Raw genomic sequence first — 11,257 nt, 5'->3', positions numbered from 1 at the left:
TGCGCCAGATCGCTGTGGCGGCCCCGGACGGCGGACGAAAAAAAACCCGCCGGGATGACCCCGGGCGGGTTACAGGTTCGGCTGACCCGGTACTGCGCGCTACCCTGCGCTCCCCGGTCCTTAACAATGTCAGCCTGACCTTCCGGTAAAGCAGGTCGCCGGCCCGGTTCCCCGGCCGGCGGCAGCCGCAATCAGGCACCCTTGTTGATGGGCATGGCCGGCGCGGACTTCTTGGCGTGCTTCTTGTGCTTCTTCTGCTTTTTCTTGGCGTGCTTCTTGTGCTTCTTGTGAGCAGGCTTGGCGGCCGGCGCTTCGGCTGCGGGAGCCGCTGCCGGTGCGGGCTGGGCCATGACCGGCATGGCGAAGGCGGCGACGAGTACGGCGGCCAGCAGTTTGTTGATCTTCATCGTTTTCCTCTATCTCTCAGTGTTGTGTGCTCCACAAGTCCACCGGCGTGCTCACGGGCGCCGGCCTTGTGTTTCCTTAACGCAGGGCTTTTGCGGCACGTTGACAGCATCCTGACAACTTGCGCTGACACGGTCGGCCGCAGGGGAATCATAGCGGGCGGGCCATGATTCAGTCCGTCGGTAAGAGCGCGATTTGCCGTTCATTTCCACGCTGCGCGATGCCCGCTCGCAGTGCCCGCACCGGTTCACGCCGCCCAGGCATCGGCGGCGATCAGGTCGATGCGGTCGGTACAGAAGGCATCCACACCCCAGGCCCGGAGTTCGGCGGCACGTGCCGTATCGTTGACGGTGTAGCAGAACAGGCCGACACCGGCTGCCTTGACACTGGCGGCCAGGGCCGGCGTCAGGTGCTTGTGGTTGGTATGCAGGGCCACCGCCTGCAATTGCGCCAGGCGCTGCGACCAGTCTTCCGGTATCACGTCCACCAGGAAACCGCGTGGCAGCTGCGGCGCGGTTGCCTGCGCTACCAGCAAGGCCTCGTAAGAGAACGAGGACAGCACCGGCAAGGCGGCCCCGGTGATACCGGAAAAGCGTCGCGCCACCGCCAGTGCGGTCAGCTCGGCGGTGCGCTGCGCATGTTCCGGCGCGGCCGGCTTGATCTCGACGTTCATCCAGATGCCCTGTTCCAGGCAGAAATCCAGGCACTGTTCCAGCGTACAGATGCGCTCGCCGGCAAAGGCGGGGTCACGCCAGGCGCCGGCTTCCAACTCGCGCAACTCGGCCCAGTCGGTCTCGGCGATGCGGCCGCTGCCGGGCAAGGTGCGCCCGCGCTGGGGGTCGTGCATCAGGATCGGGACCTCATCCCGGGTCAGCATGACGTCGAACTCGACGGCGCGATAACCGTACCGCAGTCCGGCACGAAAGCCGGCCAGCGTGTTTTCCGGCGCCAGCGTGCCGCCGCCGCGATGAGCAAGAATCCTGGGATAGGGCCACATGAAGTTCTCCGAAGGGTGGGCCGCATAAGGTAGTGCAGATCACGCCGCGCTTCAAGCATCCGGCACCCAAGCTGCTACCGCTGGTCGCACGGCGCTGGCCCCGCACCGTGCCGACGCGCATGCTGCGGGCCTGATCCATCCAACCAGCCCGACAAGGAGAGTGCCATGCGCGATACCGACCTTCACAACGACCCCACCCACCCCGACTACCTGCGCGCCGAGCGGCGCGTGGCGCGCCAGTTGGGCTTTTTCAGGCATCTGGCGATCTACCTGGTGGTCAATGCCGGGCTGATGCTGGTCAGCCTGCTCACCTCGCCTCATCACTGGTGGAGCATCGGGCCTCTCCTTGGCTGGGGAATCGGGGTACTATTCCACGCCTTGAGCGTATTCGGGCGCTTTCCCGCCGACTGGAAAAGGGCGATGATCGCGCGCGAACTGCGCCGCCGCTGAGCGGGCGCCGCGCCGCTCGGCCGCTTGTTTGCACTCTCCCAGGAACGCATGACCCAACACGATACTTCCGTCCCACCCCGCCTGCTCCTGCTGCTGCGCGAACTGGCGCTGGCTTTGCTGCCCACGCTGGTAATCAACCTGCTGTGCGCGCTGGCCGTCACCTACCTGCTGCGCATCGGCGGCAGCTTCTATGAAAACCTGCAGGTCTCGATGTGCATCGGCCTGCTCGCCATGCTGTTCATCAACGGCAGCCGGCTACTGCTGTGGGGCAATGACGCGCCGAACAAGCTGGGCATGCTGCTGGTGATCGTGGTGATGGCGCCGCTGGCGGTATTGCTGGGCCGCGTGCTGGCCAGCCTGCTGATGGACCAGCCCATCCTGAGCCTGGTGCCCGAGCACAGCGACAACATCATTGCAGTCATCGTGCTGACCTTCCTGGTCTGCTTCGGCGCCACCCTGTTCTTCTGGAACCGGCAGAAGATGGCCGCCCTGGAAGCCCACGCCACCCAGGTCGAGAAGCAGGCCGTGCAGGCCCAGCTGCAGATGCTGCAGGCCCAGATCGAACCGCACATGCTGTTCAATACCCTGGCCACGCTGCAGTCGCTGATCAGCACCGATCCGCTGCAGGCCGAGCTGATGCTCAACCAGCTGGTGCAATACCTGCGCACCACCCTGTCGGCCTCGCGCGCCGACAGCACCTCGTTGCAAAAGGAATTCGACCTGATCAAGGCCTATCTGGGATTGATGTCGCTGCGCATGGGCATGCGCCTGTCCTACACCCTGCAATTGCCGGAACACCTGGGCCGCCTCAGGCTGGCCCCGATGCTGCTGCAGCCCCTGGTCGAAAACGCCATCAAGCACGGCCTGGAACCCAAGGTCGACGGTGGCAACTGCACCGTGCGCGCCGCCGTGCACAACGACATGCTGGTGCTGAGCGTGCTCGATACCGGCGTCGGCCTGCCCACCAGCATCAGCCTGAACCAGCCGCCACCACAGAAAGAACCGGTGATCGGCATGCATTTCGGCCTGGACAATATCCGCGAACGCCTGGTCACGCTCTACGGTCCGCTGGCCGAACTGATCATCACGCACAATGTGCCGGCCGGCGCCATGGCGCAGGTCACCATCCCGCTGAAGGCGCTCAAGAGCGCCCATCGCACCAGGCGCGGCAACCGCGCCCTCGACGCCTGAAGAAACCTTCACTCAGGAGCCATCATGGCCGCCCCCACAGCACTGATCGCCGAAGACGAACCCCTGCTGGCCCAGGCGCTGCGACAGGCGCTGGCCCAGACCTGGCCGGCGCTGGCGCCGCCGCAACTGGCAGCCAATGGCATCGAGGCGCTGGAGCTGACGCTGGCGACCCTGCCCGATGTACTGTTTCTGGATATCAGGATGCCCGGACTCAGCGGGCTGGAAGTGGCGGCGCAACTGGGGGAGGAATGGCCGGCGCAGCGGCCCTTCCCGCTGCTGGTGTTCGTGACGGCCTATGACGACTATGCCGTGCAGGCATTTGAACGCGCCGCCGTCGATTACCTGCTCAAACCGGTCTCCCGGGAGCGCCTGGCGGTGACGATCAGCCGCCTGCAAAGCTTGCTGACCCAGCGCGCCGCCACCAGCCAGGAAGCCCATCTGGAGCACGCCCTGGCGCAGTTGCGTGAGCTGGCCCTGCCTGCCCCCGGCGACAAGCCGCCACGACTGGACTTCATCCGCGCCGCCGTGGGCAGTCGGGTGAGAATGATCCCGGTGCAGGAGGTGCTGTACTTCGAAGCCACCGACAAATACGTCAATGTGGTCACCGCCGAGGGCGAGGCCCTGATCCGTACCAGCCTGCGGGAGCTGATCCCGCAACTGGACCCGCAGCAGTTCTGGCAGGTCCATCGCGGCATCGTGGTCCAGGCCCGTCAGATACAGACCGCGCAGCGCGACGAAGCGGGCAAGCTGTGGCTCACCCTGCAGGACCGCCCTGATGGCCAGCAGCTGCCGGTGAGCCGCCTGTTCGCGCATCTGTTCAGGCAGATGTAGACCGAGGGTGGTCACAGAACATCAAGAACATCAGCGGCCGTAGTAATACCCCGGGCCGTAATAAGGACGGTAATAGTGCGGTTGCGGCGGGCCCACCGGCACCACCACGCAGGCCGAGAGGGTGGCCGCCGCCACGCTGGCGGCCACGACCAGCTTGATCAATCGCTTCATGATTGCGCTCCTTTTTTTTGTCCGCCCATATTCAAAATGGGTACCGAATGTTCACTTGACCAGGCAGGCTGCCAAGTCATGGGAGCAGATTGCCAGCCGCCCTCCCTGACAGGTAATTCCCACCCGTATCTTGTGTAACAAGAAAAATGTCCCCCAAGGCAATCACGCCGCTCGTCAAGCTAGACAATGCGTTGTCTCCTGGCAAAAATTCTCAGCCTGGCAGCCGCAAAGCCCGTTGAAACCGGGCACCTGCGGTAAAATGCTTGCCATCTGAATAAACAGGCATTCCTCCCGATTCAACCCATGAGCAACGAACTGAAAAACGGTCACACCCCTGCCCCCTCCACCAATTTCCTGCGCGGCATCATCGAATCCGATCTGGTTTCCGGCACCTACGCCGAGCGCAGCAACGGTCAGGGCGAGACCCTGCCGCAGGTGGTGACCCGTTTTCCGCCCGAGCCCAACGGCTACCTGCACATCGGCCACGCCAAGTCGATCTGCCTGAACTTCGGCCTGGCCGCCGACTACGCCGGCCGCTGCCACATGCGTTTCGACGACACCAATCCCGAAAAGGAAGAACAGGAATACGTCGACACCATCCTCGACTCGGTCAAGTGGCTGGGCTTCTCCTGGGAGCACGAAGGCAAGTCGCACCTGTACTACGCCAGCAACTATTTCGACGTCATGTACGCCTGCGCCCAGGCCCTGATCCGCAAGGGCCTGGCCTATGTGGACGAGCAGAACGCCGAGCAGATGCGCGAGAACCGCGGCACCCTCACCGAACCCGGCAAGAATTCCCCCTGGCGCGACCGCCCGGCGGACGAATCGCTGCGCCTGTTCGACGAAATGCGCGACGGCAAGCACCCCGACGGCTCCCTGATCCTGCGCGCCAAGATCGACATGGCCAGCCCCAACATGAACCTGCGCGATCCGGCCATCTACCGCATCCGCCATGCCACCCACCACAACACCGGCGACAAGTGGCGTGTCTACCCGATGTACACCTTCGCGCATCCGATCGAGGACGCGCTGGAAAACATCTCCCACTCCATCTGCACCCTGGAGTTCGAAGACCAGCGCCCCTTCTACGACTGGCTGCTGGAGCAACTGGCCGAGGAAGGTTTCTTCAAGAAGCCGCTGCCGCACCAGTATGAATTCGCCCGCCTGAACCTGACCTACATCATCACCAGCAAGCGCAAGCTGCGCCAGCTGGTCGATGAAAAGATCGTCTCCGGCTGGGACGACCCGCGCATGCCCACCATCGTCGGCCTGCGCCGTCGCGGCTATACCCCGGAAGCGATCCGTCTGATGTGCGACCGCACCGGTGCCTCCAAGAACAACAGCTGGATCGACTTCAGCGTGCTCGAAGGCGCGCTGCGCGAAGACCTCGACCCCAAGGCCCCGCGCGCGGTGGCCGTGCTGCGCCCGCTGAAGCTGATCATCGACAACTTCCCCGAAGGCGTGTCCATCGATTGCAGCGCCCCGGTCTATCCGCCGGCGCACCCGGAACACGACACCGCGCACCGCCACTTCCCCATCACCCGGGAACTGTGGATCGAACGCGAAGACTTCATGGAGGAGCCGACCAAGGGTTACTTCCGTCTCTTCCCGGGCAACAAGGTGCGCCTGCGCTACGGCTACGTGGTCGAGTGCACCGGCTGCGACAAGGACGAGCACGGCAACGTCGTCGCGGTCCACTGCAACTATTTCGAAGACAGCAAGAGCGGCACCGAAGGCAGCTCCAACTACAAGGTCAAGGGCAACCTGCACTGGGTCAGCGCGGACCACGCCCTGGCCACCGAAGTGCGCCTGTATGACCGCCTCTTCTCGGACCCGCATCCGGATGCCGGCGGCAAGGACTTCCTGGCGGCCCTGAATCCGAGCTCCAAGGAAATCATCACCGCCTACCTGGAACCGACCCTGAAGAACGCCAAGCCGGGCGAGATCTACCAGTTCGAACGCCACGGCTATTTCGTGGCCGATCGTGTCGACTCGACCGAAGGCCAGCCGATCTTCAATCGCGCGGTCACGCTCAAGGACAGCTGGGGCAAATAATCCGGATATCCGGGGAACCGGCCGCAAGGCCACGCGGGCGGCGCACTGCGCTACGCCGTCCGTGCACGGGAGGGCGCAGCGGTGTGGACATGTCCACGCGGACGAGCAAGGGGAAGGCTCATGTTCGAGCAGATCAAGATCCAGCGCATGTCGATGGCGTCCATCTACAAGTTGCTGGCCATCGGCACCACGTTTTCGCTGGTGCCGTTTTCCACCCTGATGGGGGTATTGTCGTTATTCGGCGCCCAGACCATCACCTGGGATGGCAAGCACCTGATCGGCTATGACGGCCTGATCGCCTCGCCCTTCATCGGCCTGTTCCTATCAGGCTTCATCACCCTGTTCCTGGGCACGCTCTGCACCATCGGCCTGTGGCTGTACTCGCTGTGGCGCCCGCTGTCGCTGCGGGTGGAAGCGGTGGACAACCTGGACATCGACAAGCTGATCCGCGAAAGCGAAGAAGCCATGGCCGGACGCGACTGAAGTACCTGGAGCGTGACCGGGAAGATCTTCCCTCAGAAGATCTTCATCCACCTCAGGAAGGCCACGGTCGCCACGCCGAGGCCGCCCATCAATCCCATCACGATCCAGAACGAGGTCTCGTCATGCAGGCCCGGCAGACCTGCCACGTTCATCCCGAAAATCCCCGACACCAGCGTGGCCGGCATCAACAGCGCGGTCAGGATCGATAGCGCCATCAGGTTGCGGTTCATCTGCTCCGACATCTGCGAGGCGATCTCTTCCTGCAGCAGCTTGGCGCGCTCGTAGACCGCTTCCACGGTGGAATGCAGCTCATTGAGCTCGTCCAGGGCATGGGTCAGGTCTTCCAGCGCCTCGCGCGGCACCCAGGACGGGCGCAGTCGCTGGAATTGCGCCAGGATGCGGCGTTCCGGCGCGATGAAGCGACGCAGTTCGGCCAATTGGCGACGGATGCCGGAGAGCTCGGCGCGGTCTTCGGCCCGGCGGTCCGACAGCACCGAAAACTCGATGTCGTCCACCTTGTCGTTGAGCTTGTCCAGACGCGCATTGAAACCATCGGCCAGGCACCGCAGCAGCTCGGCGAAGAGGTCCATGGGATTGTCGAAATCGCCACCGTCCAGCACCTTCTGGCGCAGCATGTTGGTGGAAATCAGCGGCTGGGTGCGCAGCGTCAAGAGGCGGGTGCGGTCCAGGTAGAAATGCAGTCCCCCCTTCTCGGTGCCGGTGTCGCCGATCTCCATCTTCATGTCGGTCAGCGTGCCGTAGACGCCGTCGGGCGTGGCATGCAGGCCCGGATGGGTATCGCTGCTGAGCAGGAATTCGGTGATGTATTCGGGGATATCGCTATGATGCGCCAGCCATTGCTGGATCTTGACGTCGGCCGTCTTCACATGCAGCCAGGTGAACGCGGGGGCGACCGGATGATAGTCGACCACCTCGTTCCAGTTCATCTGGCGGGCACGGCCCTCCTCGAAACGGAAGGAACAGATGAATCCGGCCGGCTCGTAGAGCAGGTGCAAGGCTTGCGGCGTATCCGGCGGATTGTGCATGAGCGGCCAGTCAGGGAAGAGGGCAATCGAAAACCCCGCATTCTAACGACCGTCTTTGACATATTTGTGACAGCGCCGTGACGGTGCCCATGGCGCGTCCCGGGCCGCCTCAGCCGATCAATAGTTGAAGTTGCGATTGGCCCAGGCTTCGCGGGCGGCTTCGCAGACCTTGATCTGGGCCGGGTTCATGCCCGAGGTGCCATTGAGCTGGCACTGGTCGGCGGCCGACTTGGCCTCGTCCATATGCTGGCGGAAGTAAGCGTAGTCCTTCTTGCCGGCCAGGGCGTCGCAGGCCGACAGCAAAGGAAGGGCGATGCACAGCAAGGCTGGCAGGCGGATGGCGGAGTTCATGCGGTGATTCCCCTGATAAGCGAGCCCGGCAAGAGACCTGGCCCGACGATGTGCAGCAGGCTGTCCCGGCCTCCTGCCCGGCCCCCCGGGGCCATGGCGGCGACACTACGCTGCAACGCGCCAAAGTATAGACAGCAAACAGAGATTGCTCAACGGAAATTTTCACAAAATCTCCGCCATATCAGAACATCAAGGCCGGTCACCAGGACCGGCCGGCCCGCGCCTGCCAACGCGACTTGTCAGGATGCCATCACCCCCGACGCTTGAGCAGCGCATGCAGGATGATCGCCCCGAAGGTGGCGGTACCGATGCCGCCCAGCGCGAAGCCACCCAGCTTGAGGGTGAAATCGCCCGCGCCCAGCACCAGCGTCACGGCCGCCACGATCAGGTTGGTATTGTTGGAGAAATCGACCTTGTTCTCGACCCAGATGCGGGCGCCGGACACGGTAATCAGGCCGAACACCACGATCGATACACCGCCCAGCACGGCCCCGGGGATGGTCAGGATCACCGCGCCGAACTTGGGCGAGAAGCCCAGCAGGATGGCGATCACCGCCGCCACCACAAATACCAGGGTGGAATAGATCTTGGTCACGGCCATCACGCCAATATTCTCGGCATAGGTGGTCACGCCGGTGCCGCCGACGCTGCCCGAGAGCATGGTCGCCAGGCCGTCGCCGATGAAGGCGCGACCGATGTAGCGGTCCAGGTTCTGGCCGGTCATGGCCGAGACGGCCTTGATGTGACCCAGGTTCTCGGCCACGAGGATGATCGCCACCGGCGCCAGCAAGGCCATCGCGCCGCCCTGGAACACCGGCGTGGCAAAGTGCGGCACGCCGAACCAGGCGGCATTCGCCACGCTGGCAAAGTCGATCGGCTTGCCCAGGCCCATGCCATTGGCCAGCACCGCGTACAGCACATAGGCCAGCAACAGCCCGACCAGGATCAGCAGGCGCTGCAGCATGCCACGCGCAAACACCGCGACACCCCCCACGCACAGCACGGTGGCCAGCGCCATCCAGCTGTCGAAGTTGCTGCCCGAGACGCCCTTGACGGCGATCGGCGCCAGGTTCAGACCGATCACCGCCACCACGGCGCCGGTCACCACCGGCGGCATCAGCGACTCGATCCAGCGGGTACCGACGCCGGCCACGATCAGGCCGATCACCGCATACACCGCACCGCAGGCGATGATGCCGCCCAGCGCCACGCCCAGGTTGGCATTGGCACCGGAACCGGCATAACCGGTCACGGCAATGACCAGGCCGATGAAGGAAAAGCTGGACCCCAGGTAGCTCGGCACGCGGCCGCCCACCAGCAGGAAGAACAGCAGGGTACCGACGCCGGACATCAGGATCGCCAGGTTGGGATCGAACCCCATGAGCAGCGGCGCCAGCACGGTCGAACCAAACATGGCCACCACGTGCTGCACGCCCATGGCCAGGGTCTGTGGCGCAGGCAGCCGCTCGTCGGCGGCGATCACGGCGCCCTGGCCGTCACTGGTGCTTTGGCGCAGTCGCCATTGGGGGAAATACGAACCCGACATGGAGATCCCTTTCGTTGTGGATTTGTTTTGATTTTTGGGTGGATGAAACGGGAGCTAGTGTATTGAGCGGCGCCACAAATAACAATTGCTGCAGCGCGTGGACGCAAAATAAATCCGTAAAGGATTTCGGCTGCCGAACCGCTTGCCGCCAGACGGTGCAAAAAACCCGAGCGCACCATGACGACGCCCCAAAACAGGCCACCGCAGGCAGCGCGTGAAAGCTTTTCAGCCGACCACAAATTCCATTGAACGCCGGCCTCCGGGGAAAATGTGATAATCGTGCGGCCCGCCGACGCACCACGGCGCCGGCGGCCACCCTCGACTATGCAGTGCACAATGGAGAACCACATGATCCTGGAACTGGCGGACATCCGCATCCAACCCGGCAAGCAAGCCGAATTCGACGAAGCCATCCAGCGCGGCCTGGCGCAGACCATCAGCAAGGCCACCGGCTATCTCGGCCACAAGGTGCAAAAGGGCATCGAATCGCCAGAACGCTACCTGCTCATGGTGTACTGGGCCACCCTGGAAAACCATACCGTGGACTTCCGCGAATCGCCCGCCTTTACCGAATGGCGCGGCATCGTCGGCCCCTTCTTTGCCGGCGCCCCGCAGGTCGAACACTTCTCCCTGCTGACCGAATCGGTCTGAGCCCACCCTCGATGACCGGCAGCACCTGCCGGCATCGACTCCCGGCAGCGCCACCCCGCAGCGCCTCCAACCGGGGCGCTGCGGAACGTTTGCGACTCGTCCCGGACTAACCGGGCAGACCCAAGAGCATCAACCCTGCATCAGGCCGTACCCGGGCACAGCGCCCTCTTCGCGGCATGTGCCGCCATGACACGAGCACCGGGCAAGACCCGGCGCCAGGAACACCAGGATGACCACCTTGCACCATCTCGCCCCGCCCTCACCCGCCGCCGCATCCTCTTCCACCCACGCACTGCGCAACGGTGCCGGCGCCGTCGCGCTGGGTGTGCTGCTGACCCTGTCCGGCTGCAACAACTTCAGCGGCGACGAACAGCAGCAGGCCGAAGTGGTCGGCGACTTCTACCGCATCCACCTCAAGCACAATGCCCCCGGCCTGCCCTCGGCCGATGAACTCAAGCAGTTCGAACCGCTGGTCAGCCGCGCCCTCTACAGCCTGCTGACCCGGGCCGAAGCCGCCGATGCCCGCTACCAGGCCGCCGCCGGCGCGCAGGCGGCCCCCATCGTCGAGGGCGACCTCTTCACCTCGCTCTACGAAGGCGCCACCTCCTTCGCCGTCCAGTCCTGCGACAGCGAACAGGACCGCGCCGCCTGCCAGGTCGCCTTCCGCTACCAGCAATCCGGCAGCGACGAATCCTGGAACGACAAGATCCTGCTGGTACGCGAAAACCGCCAATGGCGCATCGATGACATCGAATTCATCGGCAACGACCAGTCCTCCCAGCGCGAATACCTCACCGACAACCTCAGCGACGCCATCCAGCAGACCGAATAAGGCGTCCCTGCAGCTGTAATCCAGCGCGAGCCGGTACGCCTCGCCGGCATCCTTCACGGCGGGATTTGCAGCGAATTGGCAGCCTTTTGGCGATGTGTTTCGGGCCTTCCTGCCGAGCCGGGAGGCGTAAGCTTGCCACCGGGAATGCTTGTCGGTCTGCCCACGCGAACGGCGGTACCCAGTGATGACAGCATGGCAACGAGATAACAGATCAACAGGCCGTCGGCCGCATGTGACCCCTACCACGC

At 64.1% G+C, this 11,257-nt stretch carries 13 protein-coding genes; 7 read left to right on the top strand and 6 right to left on the bottom strand.

Annotation, left to right across the window (positions count from 1 at the left end):
* Nucleotides 1-191: 191 nt before the first annotated feature.
* On the bottom strand, nucleotides 192-407 hold the full coding sequence (locus tag I5R65_RS16425) for a hypothetical protein (RefSeq protein ID WP_180668927.1): 216 nt from the start codon (nucleotides 405-407) through the stop codon (nucleotides 192-194).
* Between the two features lie 245 nt (nucleotides 408-652).
* Nucleotides 653-1,402 (bottom strand): glycerophosphodiester phosphodiesterase, encoded by a 750-nt coding sequence (ugpQ, locus tag I5R65_RS16420; RefSeq protein ID WP_180668926.1) that lies wholly within the window; start codon nucleotides 1,400-1,402, stop codon nucleotides 653-655.
* Nucleotides 1,403-1,567: 165 nt separating this feature from the next.
* Between ugpQ and I5R65_RS16415 the strand changes: the two genes are divergently transcribed.
* Genes I5R65_RS16415 through I5R65_RS16405 form a run of 3 tightly spaced genes read left to right on the top strand, consistent with a single transcriptional unit; the run spans nucleotide 1,568 to nucleotide 3,874 of the window.
* Nucleotides 1,568-1,852 carry a 2TM domain-containing protein gene (locus I5R65_RS16415; protein ID WP_180668925.1) on the top strand — a complete coding sequence of 95 codons (285 nt, stop codon included), beginning with the start codon at nucleotides 1,568-1,570 and terminating at the stop codon, nucleotides 1,850-1,852.
* A gap of 48 nt (nucleotides 1,853-1,900) precedes the next feature.
* Nucleotides 1,901-3,043 (top strand): sensor histidine kinase, encoded by a 1,143-nt coding sequence (locus I5R65_RS16410; protein ID WP_180668924.1) that lies wholly within the window; start codon nucleotides 1,901-1,903, stop codon nucleotides 3,041-3,043.
* A gap of 24 nt (nucleotides 3,044-3,067) precedes the next feature.
* Nucleotides 3,068-3,874 (top strand): LytTR family DNA-binding domain-containing protein, encoded by an 807-nt coding sequence (locus I5R65_RS16405; protein WP_180668923.1) that lies wholly within the window; start codon nucleotides 3,068-3,070, stop codon nucleotides 3,872-3,874.
* 30 nt (nucleotides 3,875-3,904) lie between these two features.
* Here the strand turns inward: I5R65_RS16405 and I5R65_RS16400 are convergent, their stop codons facing one another.
* Nucleotides 3,905-4,045 (bottom strand): hypothetical protein, encoded by a 141-nt coding sequence (locus I5R65_RS16400; RefSeq protein ID WP_180668922.1) that lies wholly within the window; start codon nucleotides 4,043-4,045, stop codon nucleotides 3,905-3,907.
* A 303-nt stretch (nucleotides 4,046-4,348) separates the two neighbouring features.
* On the opposite strand from I5R65_RS16400, the gene I5R65_RS16395 reads away from it, so the two are divergent.
* Together I5R65_RS16395 and I5R65_RS16390 are read left to right on the top strand one after the other, a co-directional pair.
* On the top strand, nucleotides 4,349-6,100 hold the full coding sequence (locus I5R65_RS16395; RefSeq protein ID WP_180668921.1) for a glutamine--tRNA ligase/YqeY domain fusion protein: 1,752 nt from the start codon (nucleotides 4,349-4,351) through the stop codon (nucleotides 6,098-6,100).
* A 120-nt stretch (nucleotides 6,101-6,220) separates the two neighbouring features.
* A complete protein-coding gene (locus I5R65_RS16390; RefSeq protein WP_180668920.1) occupies nucleotides 6,221-6,583 on the top strand; it encodes a hypothetical protein in 363 nt (120 codons plus the stop codon).
* 32 nt (nucleotides 6,584-6,615) lie between these two features.
* Here the strand turns inward: I5R65_RS16390 and I5R65_RS16385 are convergent, their stop codons facing one another.
* The 3 genes from I5R65_RS16385 to I5R65_RS16375 all read right to left on the bottom strand — a co-directional run bounded on the left by I5R65_RS16385 (nucleotide 6,616) and on the right by I5R65_RS16375 (nucleotide 9,526).
* Entirely contained in the window at nucleotides 6,616-7,629 is a 1,014-nt protein-coding gene (locus I5R65_RS16385; protein WP_180668919.1) for a transporter, read from the bottom strand.
* Between the two features lie 117 nt (nucleotides 7,630-7,746).
* Nucleotides 7,747-7,980, bottom strand: a complete 234-nt coding sequence (locus tag I5R65_RS16380) for a hypothetical protein (protein WP_180668918.1) — start codon at nucleotides 7,978-7,980, stop codon at nucleotides 7,747-7,749.
* 250 nt (nucleotides 7,981-8,230) lie between these two features.
* The gene (locus tag I5R65_RS16375) at nucleotides 8,231-9,526 is read right to left on the bottom strand and encodes a solute carrier family 23 protein (protein WP_180668917.1); all 1,296 of its coding nucleotides are present in this window, start codon (nucleotides 9,524-9,526) and stop codon (nucleotides 8,231-8,233) included.
* Between the two features lie 348 nt (nucleotides 9,527-9,874).
* Between I5R65_RS16375 and I5R65_RS16370 the strand changes: the two genes are divergently transcribed.
* Both I5R65_RS16370 and I5R65_RS16365 read left to right on the top strand, forming a co-directional pair.
* Nucleotides 9,875-10,177, top strand: coding sequence for an antibiotic biosynthesis monooxygenase (locus I5R65_RS16370; RefSeq protein ID WP_180668916.1), 303 nt, complete (start codon nucleotides 9,875-9,877; stop codon nucleotides 10,175-10,177).
* A 229-nt stretch (nucleotides 10,178-10,406) separates the two neighbouring features.
* The gene (locus tag I5R65_RS16365) at nucleotides 10,407-11,009 is read left to right on the top strand and encodes a DUF3828 domain-containing protein (protein WP_231395204.1); all 603 of its coding nucleotides are present in this window, start codon (nucleotides 10,407-10,409) and stop codon (nucleotides 11,007-11,009) included.
* Nucleotides 11,010-11,257 lie beyond the last annotated feature (248 nt).

Origin of the sequence: Herbaspirillum sp. AP02, from assembly GCF_015767275.1 — a bacterium.
GTDB lineage: Bacteria > Pseudomonadota > Gammaproteobacteria > Burkholderiales > Burkholderiaceae_D > Herbaspirillum.
The sequence above is the reverse complement of the archived record's forward strand: the minus strand, read 5'-3'. Positions and strand labels throughout refer to the sequence as shown.